Below are 15,987 nucleotides of genomic sequence, written 5' to 3' on the forward strand. Positions count from 1 at the left end.
CGGTCTGAGTCACCCCTTGTTTGATTAAAATTTCGATTTGGTACCTTTGCTCTGGGCTGAGATGATTGAATTTCTGCATGACAACACTAATTTAATTCTTCAGCCTAAGGAAGGAAGCCTAGGCTTCCTTCCTTAAACCTTTAGTGTTGCACTTATTACTTGAATCTGGGTTTTAGCATAATGCTCGGTTTGAATTAATAGTTTAGGTATTTAAAAAAATACATGACTTTCGGGTTTAATTTCCGGCAAACCATGTTGTTTGTAATACAATTATAGCATATCTTTTTGAGGTATTAGTCCTATAGTTATTCTACCCGGTTGCATAAGCTATATTCTTCATCTTTTCCCAACTTTCTCTTTATTAAATATTTTCCTTGGCTTCTTTTTTCCGATAAGTAACGTCAATGTCTTTTATAACAGGTTTTTAATGTTTGGCTTCTTTGGATTTCTATTTCAGGAAGTTTCTGGAGCCTTGAACCCTGAAAATCAGTTGTGTATTGATCATAAGCAAAAGGGATTCAAATATGTTGTTGTCAGGAGACACTAGTTGAGATTAAGAAAAATTTCTTACAATTGATGGAATCCCCCAAAATAGGTGATAGAAGGAATTGAAAGAAACTCTTCCTTTGTAAAGGGATTTTTCAGAAAAGCCTGGGATTTTGTAGACTTTCCTGAAAATTCTCCCTGTGCAATTTTCGAGATAGAATGAAATCTCGATTTAAAAGATCCTCTACTGATAGATTCACCTTATATATACTTCTGTATCCAAGAAAAGATTTTGTAATTATTCCATTTCCGCTATTCAAATTCCACGCAAATGAAGTCCATTTTCCTCCTTATCATCGTTTTCATTTCACTCACTAGTAGGGGAAATGCTCAAGACTTGCAAAACTCAAGTTCTCTATTGGAAATCCAAAACCTTACTCCTGTGAGAGTAAATATTTCCGAGGAATTTTATCAAGGGAAAAAATCTCTCAAAGTGGTGGATGCAGGAGAAAATACCGAAGTCAAATTTTTGAAAATCAATCACCTAAATTTTAAAGACGGAATTATAGAGATTGATCTTACCGGTAAACCTGCAGAAAACTCCTCTGAACAGGCAAGAGGATTTGTGGGAATAGCTTTCCGGATCAATCAGGACAATTCCAAATTTGAATGTATTTACCTTCGTCCTACTAACGGAAGAGCCCAGGATCAAGTCAGAAGGAATCATTCCGTGCAATACATTTCCTTTCCGGATTATCCTTGGCAGACTCTGCGCCGTGAGTTTCCTGAGAAATACGAATCCTATGTGGATTTGGAGCCTGGTGTTTGGACCAAAGTAAGAATCGAGGTAAAAGGAAATCAGGCCAAATTGTTTGTCCATGGAAACGCTCAACCCACCCTGCTTATCAATGATTTAAAACATGGTCCTGATCAGCAGGGGAGCATAGGATTATGGATCGGTCCAGGAACAGAGGCCTATTTTACCAATCTGGTGGTATCGGGAATCGAATAGGGATCCCTCTAAGTTTTCTATAGGCATAAGTTGAGGATCAGGATCCTGTGACTTAACTTCTTTTGAAATTTAGTTTCATTTTGAAATTGGATTAAGTAAAAATTTTAAGCGTTAGATGAAAATCACAAGGGTCTCCGATCTTAAAGCTAGACTTTCCACCTTGTGGATAGTGGTCTTGATTAATATGATCTTTGCAGATATTTTCTCCATTATGATTGAACTTGTTAATGGAAATATCTTGTCTATTCCAGGGTAAATAGAACTAACTATGGGCGTTGCTGCCCTAGTTACCAATATCCCGATACTAATGATTTATTTTTCTAGAGAATTATCCATTAGGGTTAACCGATTGGCCAATATTTTCGCAGCTTTATTTACTTATTTATGTTGTAGCAGGGGGTAGTTTAACACCCCATTACCTTGTTATTGCCAGTATAGAGATATTCTTTTTATTGTTGATTATCCATAAATCGTGGAAATGGAGAATTAATTCAACCGAGGAAGCATATGGAGTCAGTAATGAATAATATTTGGGTACTGGGTTTTGAATAATTAAGAAGGAGCTCAATTTCAATTGCCCTGTGATTAGTTTCATTTATTGCATAGGGACAGTTTTTTGAGGGCTTATACCAGTTTTGAGTCTGGAAATACATTTAAAGACTTACCATTCTTGATGGTGCCTCATTTACCTGTTCTTAGGTTGCTGATGATGTCATTTTCACTTTTTTTGGACCCTTTTTTAAATTTAGAAACCAGAAATGATACTTGAAAAATATACACCTAATTGGATTGCCCACTTTCTGGATATAAAACAGGAAATTGAAAACGGGTTAATTGGAATCGAATTTAGGATTGAACATGTGGGAAGTACCGCTGTCGCGAATTTGGATGCCAAACCCATTATAGATATTGATATTGTTTATCAGCAAGAGGCTGACTTGGAAAATATCAAACGGGGATTGATGGATTTGGGCTATTTCCATAACGGAAATCAGGGGATCCAATTCCGGGAAGTTTTCAAGCGTAATGGGATTTTTCACCATCCAGTACTGGATTCGATCCCCCATCATCTTTATGCTTGTCCAATAAATAGTGGGCCTTTAGAAAGACATGTCCTGTTTAGGGATTTTTTAAGGAAAAATGATTGGGCAAGAATTACCTATCAGGAAATGAAATATCACTTGGCTGAAAAGGCCGATCAGGATAGAAAACGATATGCAGAATTGAAGGAATTAAACGTCAATGCTTTTGTTGACGAGTGTATAGCGAAGGAAAAGCAATCTACCCGATGCCTTTTTAAAGATTTTGGGGATTTAAAGTCTAGGCTTGATTCTTCAGTAGTGTAACCAATTTACTTCTTGGGTTAAATAGTGTTCTTAATTTTCAAATCTGCTAGGCTTTATATTTTTAAATAAACTTTTCATGGCTTTTGAATAAATCCTTTTCTGAGGTGAAGGGTTTAGCAATTAATTCCATACCCCGATGTGCTCTTTGGGATGCAAAAATCAAATTGAAGAGAAAAGCCATGGGGATAGGAATTCAAAACGGAGAGCTAACTTTTTAAATGAAAAGAACTCTTTACCTTTAAAATAGAGAAATCAGCAAAAGATTGGGTGTAAGGGCCTGATCCATAGGATATCAGGAAAGATGTTTAAAAGTAAATCACCCAATTTAGGTATTTTTAATTGGGCTAATAAGTGTCATTTTTCAGAGAATTGTAAAAGACCGGTATCTGCCAAATCAGGAATGTTTGCCTTCATTTCTGCCTCGGGGCAAGTGGGTTTTTCTAATCCCACCTGAAAAGAATTCAGTTGACTTTGTTTTGGAATCCTGTAGAATCCATAGCTATTGAGTTTGTTCGGAAAAGATTCAATCCGGAGCAATTTGGGTTGATTCTGGCCCATGTTACACTTTGCAGAGAAAATAAGTTGGAAGGCCTTTCCGAGGTTCAAAAGGTTTTGGAATATCTTTATTTTCGAGAGTTTGATTTGCTTTGTCTGTTTTTGGTATTGTCTCTGGTATAGATTCCCGGTTGATTGGTGGATTTCTTTAATATCAGTTCTATACTTTAGGTAGCAGCTTGCTGTTGTTTTTTACCGTTTTTCATTGGCTTGCTGATTTCGATAAGGCTTGTTTTCTTCCACACTTTTGAATTTAAGGACGTTCTTTTTTCTTCCGATTAGACCTTTTTTGATCTCAAATTTTTTTCATTTTATCGGGTAAAAAAGACCTATCCTACCGATTTCCAAAAGCTGCACCTCAGATTTACTGCCCCTGAGAAGGGCACGGAAAATGAAAAAGTTTTTGTTTATTTCGTCTTTGGGAGAATGTGAATTAAAAATGGCGGGTTAGATATTCCCTCTCAGCCATTTCTTCTGAGTGGTTTCTTACTATTTAAACAGGGTTCTCCTACTTGATTTTTTTCCCTTCAATCTCCATTCCTCCCTGAGAAAATGTAAGGCTTTTCACAGTGCCTTCAGAATTGAAATTAAAAATTACTTTTGCTTCTATCTCTTCTAATAGAAAACTATTTTCTGGTTGTGGAATAAGCTCCAGGGTTGGTTGTCCTGCTGCTTTTGCATATAGTTGGTTGTTTAGTTTTTCAACCTCAATAATAAAACCTGGCTGAATTTCATAAGCACCAACAAATTTTTGCAATTGATCAGCACTTGAAATTATATTCATTGCTTCATCTTTCCTATATAGAATATTTCTAATGGAATGTACAGGTAAAGTAATATTGTCGTGATTTTGAAGGATAATAATTGTTTTGTCATCTGTAAGATGTCTGGCAAAGAATGTCGAGTACCCTGGCCATCCACCACCATGATATACAATTTTTCCAAATTCATTATGATTTTCAATTTGCCAACCATAGCCATATTCAATTTGTGTATTATCCTTTAAGCTTGTAATACTGAACATTTCAATCATTGCTGCTTTCGATAAGAGCTTATTTGTATATAAAGCTCTATCCCATTTTAACAAGTCGTTTATTGTTGAATTTATTCCCCCATCACCTACAACTCCATCAAGCCAATTAACAAATTTTGTTTCTTCTAAGTAATCTGGTAAAATATATTGTTTTAAACTATCTGAATACACATACCCGTAAGCATAGTTGTCAATTTTTTTAGGTTCAGATCTTCGTTTGTAAACAAATGTGTTATTCATTTTTAGAGGTTTAAAAATATTTTTCTGTAAAAAGCCATCGTACGTTTCACTAGATACTTTCTCAATAATTGAAGCTAAAAATATATATCCAGTATTAGAATATTCATATTTTGAGCTTGGCACAAAAACTACTTTAGGTTGTTTTTGTGCAAAAAATGTTATAATATCATTATTTGTTTCAATTTTTGATTTATCAAAATTCTTTTCGAGTAATTCCATATAATCGGGTAAGCCACTTGTATGATTTAGCAAATGTCTAATCGTTATACCTTTGTAAAATATTAGTTCAGGAAAAAATTTTGAAATATCATCATCTAAGTTTAATTTATCTTCTTCATTAAGAATCATAATTGCTGTAGCTGTAAATTGTTTAGTAACAGATGCTATTTCAAATATTGATTTTTCGTTTAGCGGTTGTTTCGTTTCTTCATTTGCCAAACCAAAGCTTCTTTTATAAATCACTTTCCCTTTCTCGGCAATTAAGAAATTTCCATTGATTTGACCATTTTTGAATAGTGGATTTAATAGACTATCAATTTTTTGAACTTGATTTTGTCCAAAAGTAATTTGAGCTATTATTAGCCCTATTAATAAGAATAGGTATTTCATTTTTTGAATTCTGGATTTCTTTAATGATTTTATTTTAATGTGTTTAGGATTATTTATTGAGACAAAAATTCCAGATATAAATGATTTGTTGATAATTTATTTATTTTGTTTTTTTAAATAGAGGGAATAGGCTAAATAACTTAATCCTAAGCTGATAGCCATGACGGCTAAAGAATGGATATCTAGGGGGGCAGTAAAATAGACAGTAGTCAAACCGACTCCCAAACCGGAAAACAAAATGGCTAATTTGATTGCTTCATTCTGCTTTTCCCGGTCATTTTTTTCCAACAAATAGGCCGATAACTGCTCGGCCATTCCCCGTTCAATGAGCTTATTTTTTAACCGGTAATCCAGGAAATACCGAATCATAGAAACCAGCATGAATACCAGAAATACGATGAATAGAATGGGAAGGATAATTTCACCTAAAGAGCCATTGGTGGTGGTAGCTGGAACTTCATTTGAAGCAGTTGCCGACATGGCCTGGCATTTGGAAATGCCCCGAACTGTCGCAGCGGCAATCAATAGACTTGTGATTAATTTTTTCATTGTTGAGTGATTTTGTATTCTAACCAATTAGACAGGGATTCAGGCAGTCGGTTGCATATTATTTTTAAATAGCTGAGTTGTTTTCTTGTTGAACTGGCGGATAAGGTCAGCTGTTAAGAAAAACAGGACAGCTAATCCGGTTCCAATAGTCAATAAGTTGATAATGGAAGATTTGGGATAAAGGATGGCTTTTATTTCAGAGAAATAGGGAATGGATAAAGATGAAATTCCGAGAAGGAGAAAAAACAAGCTGCCCCAAAATACCCATTCTCTTTTGAGGCTTCTTTTTTTCTCATAGCGGATTACAGTTTCCATAGCCAGTGCCGTAAGGTCAAAGGGGAAAGGTTCAGGATTTATTTTCTGGATCCTCTCTAGCAGACGATGATACTCTTCAAGATTTTTTTGACACCCTGAACAAGTAGAAAGGTGTTCAGCAATAGACTTCTCCTGGATTTCCCCGAGCAGATAGGCCTGTAAATTTTCTTCGGTTAAATGGGAGCTTTTCATGATGAGGATTGGGAATAATGTTGAGAGATATTATCCTTTAAGATTTTTCTTGCTCTAAAGAGGTAACTTTTGACTGTGCCATCCGGTAAATTGGTGATTTCCGCAATTTCTTTGGTAGGGAGCTCTTCCAGATGGTAAAGAGTGATTAAGGTCTTGTACAAGGGTGGGAGTCTGGCAATCTCGGTCTGAAGAATTAATGCTTCTTCTGATTTAATCGTAGCCGATTCCGGATTTTCAATAATCGGAAATTTCTCATCCCTGCTCTCGGTGATGTCGGTAATCGGGATTTTCTTTTTCTGCAGGTGAATAATCGTTCTATTGTAAGCAATGGTTGCAATCCAGGTAGATAATTTGGATTTGAATTGAAATGAGGAAAGACTTTGATATGCCCTCAGGTAAATTTCCTGAACTAGATCTTTTTGATCATCTTCATTGCTGATCATTTTTCTCACAATTTGAGTAACCAGCTTTTCTGTGTCTTTTACCACAATAGCAAAGCTTTGAATGTTTCCATTCAATATTTTTTCAACTAGATCTTCATCTGAAACTTGAAAGCCTTCCTTACTCATATTTCTTGATTAGACCTTCAACTTTTAATTCGGTTGCAAAAAATCTGTTTTTTCGGGAATACCCGAGAGTGATGGTTAATTTGCCTTAGTTTGGTCTTGGATTTGGCTTTGATTCCCCATGGTTTGGTGGATTTCTTTGAAAGAGAACCTTAGCCCCTTTCTATTAAATAGCTTTTGTTTATCTGCTTTGCATCGGCTAATTGATCTAGTTTAAGCTTGTTTTCTTCCCCAATTTGGGATTTGAGAGTGTCCTTTTTTATTCCGATTTGACTTTTTTTGATATTGATAGTCTTTCTATTTTTTGTGGCAAGAAAACTATCTCTTAGAGTCTCCAAAAGCATTGTCTCAGATTTGCTGCCCCTGAGAAGGGTAGGGAAAATGAAAAAGTTTTTGTTTATTTCGTTTTTGGGAGAAGGGGAATTAAAAATGGCGGGGAAGGAATACCTAACCCGCCATTTCTACTAATTGGTTTCTTTTTATTTAAACCGGGTTCTCCTACTTGATTTTTTTTCCTTCCATGGTATTGCCTCCCTGTGAAAAGCTAAGACCTTCCACAATTCCTTCGGGATTACTGATAAACACAATTTGAGCGCCTATCTCTTTGATAAAGAAGCTATTCTCTGATTGTGCGAATAGCTCAATTGCAGGCTGACCCATTGCCAAGGCATATAGCCTGTCATTTTTCATTTCCACTTCAATTTGAAAAGAAGGTTGAAGCTCATACACGCCGACATATTTGGCTAGGATTGCGGGAGGTAGCTGGATGGTTTCTTTTTCTGATAAAGGTTTTTTGTCTGTTTCCCTACCTATGCTTTTGTCTATCCTGTCTGAATAAAGAACCTCCTTTTTTCCATTGACCAAAGAAAACTTATAATTTCCAGACCGGTTTTCGAAACCAAATTCATTGGCGGAGTAAGGTTCAAGCTTTAAAGGGCGGCCACCTTCCCTGATGCTGTATAGTGCACCATTTTCATAGGATATAAAGCGGAGTACATCGTCAAACTGGTAGGCTCCAACCCATTTTTTTAATTCTTCTTCAGGGATTTCTGCTACAACTTTTTGTGATATGGGTTGACCTAAAAGGGCAGAAACAACTTTTATATTATGGGGTTCTGCGCCTATTCCATCTTCTAGGTTGGTCAATACAATGGAGTAGATATTGCTTTCCGGGATATAGATTCCAGAGGTGGTATAGCCATTAATGCCACCTGGATGTTCAATCGTAGGGATACCCGCAATTTCATTGATGTACCAACCGTACCCATAGTTGATAGTCTTCCCGTTGGATAAGGTCTGATTTGCGAAGGCAAGCTGTTTGCTTTTTTCGGAGATAAGTGTGTTCTGATGAATGGCTTTGTTCCATAAAAACATATCATCAATGGTGGACAACAGAGAGCCTGCCGCATAGGGAATAGTAGGGCTCATGTACTCAGGATTTTCAAAATTGCCTTCGTAGAGTTGGTATCCCGATGCCCTGTTGGGAACGATTTTGTAGGGATCAGCGTAATAGGAATTTTTCATGCCCAGCTTGTCAAAAATGTTTTTCTGGATAAATTCCCCATAACTCATACCAGACAGTTGCTCAATGATAAAACCCAATAGAACATATCCTGAATTGCTATATGCCTGATTTTCTCCCGGATTAAATTCCAAGGGTAAATCTTTGAAGCTGCTGATGATATCTTCAGGACTGAGATCCAATCTGGTCTTTGCTCTAAACTCGGGCAGGTTGGTATAGCTAACAATCCCTGAGGTGTGATTCAATAAATGGTGAAGCGTAATTTCGTTTCCTCTGGGGAAGTCTGGAAGGTATTTGGTCAAAGGGTCTTTCAGGTTGAGTTTGCCCTGTTCCATCAGCATCAAAATGGACACGCTGGTAAATTGCTTGGTGATGGAAGCCAGCTGAAATACATTTTCTGGGTTCATGGGCACCTGTAATTCCAAGTTGGCCATTCCAAAGGCCTTTCTATAAATTACTTTATCGTCTTTAGCAATCAAAACTGCTGCACCCGGGGATTCGGGGGGATAGGCTTGATTGAAAATGGAATTTATTTCTGATGCAGATGTTTTTTCTATTTGGAATCCCAAAGAGGAGCTTTTGTTTGCAGAGCTTTCTGGTTTTTGTCCAAATAAAAGGTGTGCTATAAATATTGCCACCAACGTAAATAAATATTTCATGAGTTTTGAGTTGAGATTATTTTAACTAAGGGTTTTAATTTTTTGACAATAAGCTGCCATGAAACCTAGGTTCAGGTTTTTGATTTTTCAAAAGCAGAGTCGAGTGATTGGGAGTTTGTTTTTACCTGCGTAGGTAAAGAAAATAGGCTAAATAACTTAATCCTAAGCTGATAGCCATGACGGCTAAAGAATGGATATCTAGGGGGGCAGTAAAATAGACAGTAGTCAAACCGACTCCCAAACCGGAAAACAAAATGGCTAATTTGATTGCTTCATTCTGCTTTTCCCGGTCATTTTTTTCCAACAAATAGGCCGATAACTGCTCGGCCATTCCCCGTTCAATGAGCTTATTTTTTAACCGGTAATCCAGGAAATACCGAATCATAGAAACCAGCATGAATACCAGAAATACGATGAATAGAATGGGAAGGATAATTTCACCTAAAGAGCCATTGGTGGTGGTAGCTGGAACTTCATTTGAAGCAGTTGCCGACATGGCCTGGCATTTGGAAATGCCCCGAACTGTCGCAGCGGCAATCAATAGACTTGTGATTAATTTTTTCATTGTTGAGTGATTTTGTATTCTAACCAATTAGACAGGGATTCAGGCAGTCGGTTGCATATTATTTTTAAATAGCTGAGTTGTTTTCTTGTTGAACTGGCGGATAAGGTCAGCTGTTAAGAAAAACAGGACAGCTAATCCGGTTCCAATAGTCAATAAGTTGATAATGGAAGATTTGGGATAAAGGATGGCTTTTATTTCAGAGAAATAGGGAATGGATAAAGATGAAATTCCGAGAAGGAGAAAAAACAAGCTGCCCCAAAATACCCATTCTCTTTTGAGGCTTCTTTTTTTCTCATAGCGGATTACAGTTTCCATAGCCAGAGCCGTAAGGTCAAAGGGGAAAGGTTCATGATTTATTTTCTGGATCCTCTCTAGCAGACGATGATACTCTTCAAGATTTTTTTGACACCCTGAACAAGTAGAAAGGTGTTCAGCAATAGACTTCTCCTGGATTTCCCCGAGCAGATAGGCCTGTAAATTTTCTTCGGTTAAATGGGAGCTTTTCATGATGAGGATTGGGAATAATGTTGAGAGATATTATCCTTTAAGATTTTTCTTGCTCTAAAGAGGTAACTTTTGACTGTGCCATCCGGTAAATTGGTGATTTCCGCAATTTCTTTGGTAGGAAGCTCTTCCAGATGGTAAAGAGTGATTAAGGTCTTGTACAAGGGTGGGAGTCTGGCAATCTCGGTCTGAAGAATTAATGCTTCTTCTGCCTTAATCGTAGCCGATTCCGGATTTTCAATAATCGGAAATTTCTCATCCCTGCTCTCGGTGATGTCGGTAATCGGGATTTTCTTTTTCTGCAGGTGAATAATCGTTCTATTGTAAGCAATGGTTGCAATCCAGGTAGATAATTTGGATTTGAATTGAAATGAGGAAAGACTTTGATATGCCCTCAGGTAAATTTCCTGAACTAGATCTTTTTGATCATCTTCATTGCTGATCATTTTTCTCACAATTTGAGTAACCAGCTTTTCTGTGTCTTTTACCACAATAGCAAAGCTTTGAATGTTTCCATTCAATATTTTTTCAACTAGATCTTCATCTGAAACTTGAAAGCCTTCCTTACTCATATTTCTTGATTAGACCTTCAACTTTTAATTCGGTTGCAAAAAATTGGTATTTTATTTTGTGTTGAGCAGAGTTTGTCATGGGAGGCGTAATGCATCGAATTTAAATTAGGAAATCTTTAGGTTATTGCCTGTCCAAATTTGGAATATGCTAGCTGTAATTGGAGATGAATTATTCGTTCGGGTTATGAAGAGAACTAAACTCTGACTCAGTTTAATTCTTGGTTTATGAATAATCCTCTTTTAACTTCCATTAGTTGATTTTATAAATCCTAATTATTAATTAAAAAGGTTTAATATGCGAACTGTTTATGATCTGAGAAGCCCCTATTGGAACCGAAGTAAGTTACTTTCTAAAATTAGTGAGGTGGATTTGCAACAAAAAACTAGACAATAGATTAAGCTGCTTTGGATTGATTTAAGCTGATTTACCAGGGAATCCATCAGGATTGATCCGGAGATTTCCTGGGCGGAACCCAAAGGGATTTGGACAAGTCCAATAAGAAAGAGTAAATAATATCTCATTACAGCTGGTGGTCAAGTTGCAGAATATCAAAATCACCAGAAAAATTTTATTCCAAAAAAAATCTGAGTTTTTAAGACTTAGGTCCAAAAAATCTCATCATCTAAACGATTTCTTTTTAAATGTCAGGTGATATATCAAGTTTTAGGTTGCTAAATTCATAAATCAATCTCACAGATGACAAAATCTGCTAGTAGACTTGGGATGGTCATATTTTTATTGATGTTGTCCCTCACCTTTTTAAATTCTTGTAGTGAAAAGCAAGAGGAGGAACCAAGTGGGAGTTTTTACACGAGAGCAAAAATTGGCTCTCAGCTTGTTCAATTCAACCGTTCTACGACCAGTGTGGTGGAGCCTAGGCTTCTTATAGGCTTTTCAGGGGAAAATCCCGGTTCGGAATATCCATCCTTTTCTTTTGGAATTGAATCAGTGCCGATTTCTATTGGGGAATACAAAGAAACTGATTCTGGAATAGATATGGTTTTTCGATATAGTGTTTCAGGAACTGAGATATATAGTTCAAAAATTGGAAACGAAACTGACTTTGTGATTACAATTACCTCATTAAGCAGTACGGTGGTTCAAGGTACCTTTAAAGGGACCTTGAGAAGACAAAGTGATACAAATCAAGCCCTAGTGGTTTCGGAAGGTGAATTTCGTTTACCAATAGGTTGATTGACTTTGGGTAAAAATAAAAATCTGCTCCAAAACTTTCATTTTTAAGCTTAGGAGCAGATTTTTTTTGGGCTGTTAAAGTAAATTTTGCTTGGGATAGGAATTCATGGAGGCTTGTTCCAAGAGATCCTTCAAGGGTGAAATTCCAAATTCAATTCGCTCCTGGTCCGTGGTAAGCGTGTCTATCGGCACCCAGTAAAAGTCATCTGCTTCTTCAACATATACTTTTTGGGTACCATATTTTTGAATGCCTACAGTAAGCCATAGGTATCTGTCCAAATTAGCTGCATACATGGCCCTGGCATCTTCCAATCCTTCCAGGAAAGCCTGCTCTGAGAGTAAAGTAGCCAAGTAGTAATTCTCCACACTTTCACTGATCAATTCCTCACCGCAATACCCCAGATTGGTGTGCTGTAAAATCAGGGCTGCATTCATCTTGTCTTTGGCAGTCTTGATTTCTCCCTTGGCAAGCATTTCGAATACCTGTTTTCGGTGTTCCAAATCTATTCCTGCATTCATTCCACTCATGTCTCCCGACCGCATTTCCTGATCTTTTTTAACCAGTTCAATCAACTTTGGATTGTCGGATGCAATTTGTTTTTCCTCCGCTTTTTCCTGGCAGGCGAACAGAACTGAAAGCGTCATTACTAAATAGGTCTTTTGTAATCCTTTCATTTTAAATGTCATTCAATTGATTTTTATTGTAGGCCAAAAATGACATTTCTTGAGCTTATTCTCTGTTAACCATAGTTAAGATTTCAACTGTTTTCCTTAACGAGTCTTACCAGGAGGTATGAATTTTTATTTTATCGCTTGAAGTTGGGTTTAGCCCATGCCCAATATAACCGCAAGCACCAATGCCAATCCCAGCAATCCTTCCAATCCATGAATAATGACGGCCATCCAACTGGATTGAAGCCTGGAAGATGGAAATGCAAAAACAAACCCAAATAGTAGGGCAGTGGAAAATATGATCTGGGGTTTATGCAGATGATACATCCCAAACAAAACTCCATTGGCAGCCCAATCCCACTTACCGAAAACACCTTTCATTTTGGGAAGAAGTATCCCTCTATAGATCATCTCTTCTCCCAGGATATAGTTAAAGGCAAAAGTGACCAGATATAGTCCTAGAATCCACCAAGCTCCTTGGTATTCCGGAGAGGCGAGGCCTGAAAGATCATATTTCGGAAGATTTTCAAAATAAGGAGAAATAAAACTGTCAAGATCCGGAAAACCGATATCAGCGGAAATGACTGCGTTTAATCCGATAAAAGGAAGTACAGCAATGAAAAGCCAAGGATTTGATTTCCCGGTTTTTGGGTTTTTGGGAAGTTGAAATTTCAGTCGATTTTTCCAGGTTTCAAAGGAAAAAAAAGCATGACCTTCTTTTTTCAAGATTAGCAGGGATAGGAGGAATTGCCAGAATAAACCGCCAACCAAACAAAGCCAAAATGAAATCACCAAGGGAATGTTAACTGCACCTGCCAGTTTGGCTGGCGCCAAGAAAGCCAAGAGAGGCATGGGCAAAGCAGAGCAGACCCAAATGAGAAGTATTTCTTTCAGGGAATATTGATCTTTTTTAAAAAGGCCATGCTCATCATTTTTATTCATTGGGTTGAATTTTAGGTAATTCAGTTATTGGTCAAATATTTAAATGCTTGGATCGTGTTATTTTACCTAGTGCATGTGAGCTGCCATTGGCTTGTAAGGCTGGGTGATCTTGTTTAGATTAATTCGGTTTAAACTCTACTTTTCGATGTTTTTTGCGGAAAAACTGAAAATAGTAAACCAATAGTAGGGTAGGCACCCAGGCAGCCCATGCACTAATCTGGTAATTGAGCTTTTCACTGTTGGAAACAAGAGAAAGGAGGCTTTGAACCAGTCTGAAATTGACCGCTGAAAAACAGCATCCATAACTTAGGTACATAAATTTTTGATGAAGAAGAATCTTCCTGTTTCTGATGTGCAGATATCCCTGCAAGGTGGTGTAAAATCCAATAAGAGCTACGGTTGCGAAACCAAATGCAGGTATCCATCCATGGGTTGCGAAAAAGGAAATCAGGAATCCATTGATTGTGGTAATTAAAAATGTGAAAACATACACCTTTCCCACCCTCCGATGTGCTTGGACATGGTTTCGCTGAAATGAAGGAATAAACTGAGGCCAACCAAGCAGTAGGGGGATTCCCCCAAGACTGGCATGGCTAATAAAGGAAATATACCAGAGCCTGTTTTTATAGAGCTCGGGATCCTTGGTAAACTCTATCGGAAACTTCTTCCCTAGATACAGGATGACATAAGGCATCAAGCCAACCAGGAGGCATAGGGATATTCCCAAAAATTGGAATAAGCGTGTTATTATCCATGCAACCTTGAATTGGTTTACCATCTTTTTGCAATGGAGAATTTTGCGTAAAAGGGAATCAATGGATTGGTCTGCCAATCCTGGGCTACAATCCTTCCTATCGCCAAACTGTAATCAGTCTTTTTGGCTAGGAGTCCTGCAGTGATTCCTGCATGTAAATTTCCTCCTGTAGAAGGATTATACCAGCCGTCAATAAATACACTGCTGCGGTAGGATGCTGAATGCTTAAAGTGAGTGACAATGGCTTTGTCAAATCCACCCTCGGCTGAAATGAAAAACTTGGGTTTGTAATAGCCAAGACTGACCGTTACCTGACTTCCAAAGTTTAACAGACGAACTTTTTCCATTTCAAGTCTTCTAAAAATGCCGCCCAGTCTAATATTGGCCCCGAAATTTTCATAGGTATACCAGGAGCCGTATCCAATTTCTGTTTTGAAGTCGTCCAGAAATGAATTTCCAAAAGGAATGGTTTGGTTCAGGTACAAAAATTTGGGATGTCCCTTTTTGCTGATTTGTCTTTCATAACCAGCCTGAAGGATGCTTGAGAATTCAAAACCTAATCCCAGATGTGCTAGGTTCTTGCTTTCTCGGTTCCAGGTGCTAGGGTTAAAACTCTGAGAAATGCCTTTTGGTATTTGTAAAAGAAAAAGAAATAGTAGCAAATAATATTTCATAATGATTTTTATTGTTGGTTTAGGTAGTTTAGAATAAGAGGTAAGGTTTGTTGGCGCCAAACAGTGGTATTGGTAACCATCCCATTATGGCCAGTGCCCGCTATTTTTTCCAGAGAGATGGTGGGATAAACCGAAGAGATTCGGGTAGCCCAACTATCGGGATAGGCTTGGTTGTGTTCGCTGTACAGAAACAGAACATCCTTTTGGAAATTTTCTATACCTATAGAAAAATCAGGTTTGATCTTTTCTCCAACCTCAAACAGGGCAGTATTAATCACGGCTCCATACCTAAAACTAATTGCACCATCGTCTCCTTCTACATCAGTGATAGGGTTTCCTGAGTCTACTATGCTGATTTTATAATCCAGAATTTCATGTTGAGAAATAGATCCGGTAAGAAATTGGTCCAAAAATGCCACGTCATTGAGTAATTCACTCCAAAGTCCAAATGCCCGAGAATTGCTGACGTATTCTTTTACATCCGTCCAAACCAAGCCTCCTGGCTCAAATAAGATTAGCCCGTCCACTTCGCTGGGAGATTTTCCTGAGAATCCAGTGGCTAGCATGGCTCCCCAGGAATGACCAAGCAAATAGACCTTTTGATCTTCCTTGACTCTGTAATGGTTAATAACTCCTTGTAACTCTTCGAAAAGGTTTTGAATAGCTTCCTGAGGTTTACTCGTGTAGGTAGACTTAGGGAGACGTTGTGATAATCCGGATCCCCTTTGATCATATAGTACAACTCGATAACCGCGGGTAGCCAGTTCTTTTGCATTTAACAGGTAGCCAAAATCTGAACCTGGGCCTCCATGAAGGCATACAATTAGATCATCCTCCGGATTCCCAAAAGCTTCAGCATGGAGCCGAATTCCATTTATGGTAATGGCCGGGATAGATGAATCTTCCATAACCGTTTTGGGAACCAAAAGTCCCGGTTCAGTAATCTCCCTGCCTTCGGTACACGAAAGAAGTATGAGGATTAAGCTAATGGCGATTGAAAAATTAGGGAAACAGAATTTCCATTT

At 37.7% G+C, this 15,987-nt stretch carries 16 protein-coding genes; 3 read left to right on the plus strand and 13 right to left on the minus strand.

Features of this window, described 5'->3' with window-relative positions; genetic code table 11:
* Window positions 1–817: 817 nt before the first annotated feature.
* Both AAA943_RS20570 and AAA943_RS20575 read left to right on the plus strand, forming a co-directional pair.
* Window positions 818–1,498: a hypothetical protein gene (locus AAA943_RS20570; RefSeq protein WP_338226265.1), complete on the plus strand. Its 681-nt coding sequence runs from the start codon at window positions 818–820 to the stop codon at window positions 1,496–1,498.
* A 758-nt stretch (window positions 1,499–2,256) separates the two neighbouring features.
* Window positions 2,257–2,844, plus strand: a complete 588-nt coding sequence (locus AAA943_RS20575; RefSeq protein ID WP_338226266.1) for a GrpB family protein — start codon at window positions 2,257–2,259, stop codon at window positions 2,842–2,844.
* A gap of 1,063 nt (window positions 2,845–3,907) precedes the next feature.
* Here AAA943_RS20575 and AAA943_RS20580 read toward each other — a convergent pair.
* From AAA943_RS20580 to AAA943_RS20615, 8 genes are all read right to left on the minus strand, one after another.
* On the minus strand, window positions 3,908–5,281 hold the full coding sequence (locus AAA943_RS20580) for a serine hydrolase (RefSeq protein ID WP_338226267.1): 1,374 nt from the start codon (window positions 5,279–5,281) through the stop codon (window positions 3,908–3,910).
* Window positions 5,282–5,377: 96 nt separating this feature from the next.
* The gene (locus AAA943_RS20585; RefSeq protein ID WP_338226268.1) at window positions 5,378–5,830 is read right to left on the minus strand and encodes a DUF6249 domain-containing protein; all 453 of its coding nucleotides are present in this window, start codon (window positions 5,828–5,830) and stop codon (window positions 5,378–5,380) included.
* A gap of 39 nt (window positions 5,831–5,869) precedes the next feature.
* Window positions 5,870–6,337, minus strand: a complete 468-nt coding sequence (locus AAA943_RS20590; protein WP_338226269.1) for an anti-sigma factor family protein — start codon at window positions 6,335–6,337, stop codon at window positions 5,870–5,872.
* Window positions 6,334–6,906 (minus strand): RNA polymerase sigma factor, encoded by a 573-nt coding sequence (locus AAA943_RS20595; RefSeq protein ID WP_338226270.1) that lies wholly within the window; start codon window positions 6,904–6,906, stop codon window positions 6,334–6,336. The genes AAA943_RS20590 and AAA943_RS20595 overlap by 4 nt, the downstream gene beginning before the upstream one ends.
* A gap of 495 nt (window positions 6,907–7,401) precedes the next feature.
* Window positions 7,402–9,084, minus strand: coding sequence for a serine hydrolase (locus AAA943_RS20600; RefSeq protein ID WP_338226271.1), 1,683 nt, complete (start codon window positions 9,082–9,084; stop codon window positions 7,402–7,404).
* Window positions 9,085–9,205: 121 nt separating this feature from the next.
* The gene (locus AAA943_RS20605; RefSeq protein WP_338226272.1) at window positions 9,206–9,649 is read right to left on the minus strand and encodes a DUF6249 domain-containing protein; all 444 of its coding nucleotides are present in this window, start codon (window positions 9,647–9,649) and stop codon (window positions 9,206–9,208) included.
* 39 nt (window positions 9,650–9,688) lie between these two features.
* Window positions 9,689–10,156 (minus strand): anti-sigma factor family protein, encoded by a 468-nt coding sequence (locus AAA943_RS20610; RefSeq protein ID WP_338226273.1) that lies wholly within the window; start codon window positions 10,154–10,156, stop codon window positions 9,689–9,691.
* Window positions 10,153–10,725 carry an RNA polymerase sigma factor gene (locus tag AAA943_RS20615; protein ID WP_338226274.1) on the minus strand — a complete coding sequence of 191 codons (573 nt, stop codon included), beginning with the start codon at window positions 10,723–10,725 and terminating at the stop codon, window positions 10,153–10,155. Before AAA943_RS20615 ends, AAA943_RS20610 begins: the two co-directional genes overlap by 4 nt.
* A 697-nt stretch (window positions 10,726–11,422) precedes the next feature.
* On the opposite strand from AAA943_RS20615, the gene AAA943_RS20620 reads away from it, so the two are divergent.
* Window positions 11,423–11,920: a hypothetical protein gene (locus AAA943_RS20620; RefSeq protein ID WP_338226275.1), complete on the plus strand. Its 498-nt coding sequence runs from the start codon at window positions 11,423–11,425 to the stop codon at window positions 11,918–11,920.
* A 75-nt stretch (window positions 11,921–11,995) separates the two neighbouring features.
* Here AAA943_RS20620 and AAA943_RS20625 read toward each other — a convergent pair whose 3' ends face one another.
* From AAA943_RS20625 to AAA943_RS20645, 5 genes are all read right to left on the minus strand, one after another.
* The gene (locus AAA943_RS20625) at window positions 11,996–12,565 is read right to left on the minus strand and encodes a hypothetical protein (protein WP_338226276.1); all 570 of its coding nucleotides are present in this window, start codon (window positions 12,563–12,565) and stop codon (window positions 11,996–11,998) included.
* Window positions 12,566–12,745: 180 nt separating this feature from the next.
* Complete coding sequence (locus tag AAA943_RS20630) at window positions 12,746–13,534, minus strand: CPBP family intramembrane glutamic endopeptidase (protein WP_338226277.1); 789 nt, start codon at window positions 13,532–13,534, stop codon at window positions 12,746–12,748.
* A gap of 118 nt (window positions 13,535–13,652) precedes the next feature.
* Window positions 13,653–14,261 (minus strand): DUF2306 domain-containing protein, encoded by a 609-nt coding sequence (locus tag AAA943_RS20635; protein WP_338226278.1) that lies wholly within the window; start codon window positions 14,259–14,261, stop codon window positions 13,653–13,655.
* Window positions 14,262–14,305: 44 nt separating this feature from the next.
* Window positions 14,306–14,773 carry a hypothetical protein gene (locus AAA943_RS20640; protein WP_338226279.1) on the minus strand — a complete coding sequence of 156 codons (468 nt, stop codon included), beginning with the start codon at window positions 14,771–14,773 and terminating at the stop codon, window positions 14,306–14,308.
* Between the two features lie 197 nt (window positions 14,774–14,970).
* Complete coding sequence (locus tag AAA943_RS20645; RefSeq protein ID WP_338226280.1) at window positions 14,971–15,870, minus strand: alpha/beta fold hydrolase; 900 nt, start codon at window positions 15,868–15,870, stop codon at window positions 14,971–14,973.
* Window positions 15,871–15,987: the final 117 nt, after the last annotated feature.

It is taken from the genome of Algoriphagus confluentis, assembly GCF_036245625.1.
GTDB lineage: Bacteria > Bacteroidota > Bacteroidia > Cytophagales > Cyclobacteriaceae > Algoriphagus > Algoriphagus confluentis.

Bases quoted from the DNA above. Each gene is read 5' to 3' on its own strand.
- AAA943_RS20620 (WP_338226275.1), top strand. From the start codon at position 11,423: ATGACAAAATCTGCTAGTAGACTTGGGATGGTCATATTTTTATTGATG.
- AAA943_RS20590 (WP_338226269.1), bottom strand. From the start codon at position 6,337: ATGAAAAGCTCCCATTTAACCGAAGAAAATTTACAGGCCTATCTGCTC.
- AAA943_RS20605 (WP_338226272.1), bottom strand. From the start codon at position 9,649: ATGAAAAAATTAATCACAAGTCTATTGATTGCCGCTGCGACAGTTCGG.
- AAA943_RS20575 (WP_338226266.1), top strand. From the start codon at position 2,257: ATGATACTTGAAAAATATACACCTAATTGGATTGCCCACTTTCTGGAT.
- AAA943_RS20595 (WP_338226270.1), bottom strand. From the start codon at position 6,906: ATGAGTAAGGAAGGCTTTCAAGTTTCAGATGAAGATCTAGTTGAAAAA.
- AAA943_RS20580 (WP_338226267.1), bottom strand. From the start codon at position 5,281: ATGAAATACCTATTCTTATTAATAGGGCTAATAATAGCTCAAATTACT.
- AAA943_RS20615 (WP_338226274.1), bottom strand. From the start codon at position 10,725: ATGAGTAAGGAAGGCTTTCAAGTTTCAGATGAAGATCTAGTTGAAAAA.
- AAA943_RS20645 (WP_338226280.1), bottom strand. From the start codon at position 15,870: ATGGAAGATTCATCTATCCCGGCCATTACCATAAATGGAATTCGGCTC.
- AAA943_RS20600 (WP_338226271.1), bottom strand. From the start codon at position 9,084: ATGAAATATTTATTTACGTTGGTGGCAATATTTATAGCACACCTTTTA.
- AAA943_RS20625 (WP_338226276.1), bottom strand. From the start codon at position 12,565: ATGACGCTTTCAGTTCTGTTCGCCTGCCAGGAAAAAGCGGAGGAAAAA.
- AAA943_RS20585 (WP_338226268.1), bottom strand. From the start codon at position 5,830: ATGAAAAAATTAATCACAAGTCTATTGATTGCCGCTGCGACAGTTCGG.
- AAA943_RS20610 (WP_338226273.1), bottom strand. From the start codon at position 10,156: ATGAAAAGCTCCCATTTAACCGAAGAAAATTTACAGGCCTATCTGCTC.
- AAA943_RS20630 (WP_338226277.1), bottom strand. From the start codon at position 13,534: ATGAATAAAAATGATGAGCATGGCCTTTTTAAAAAAGATCAATATTCC.
- AAA943_RS20570 (WP_338226265.1), top strand. From the start codon at position 818: ATGAAGTCCATTTTCCTCCTTATCATCGTTTTCATTTCACTCACTAGT.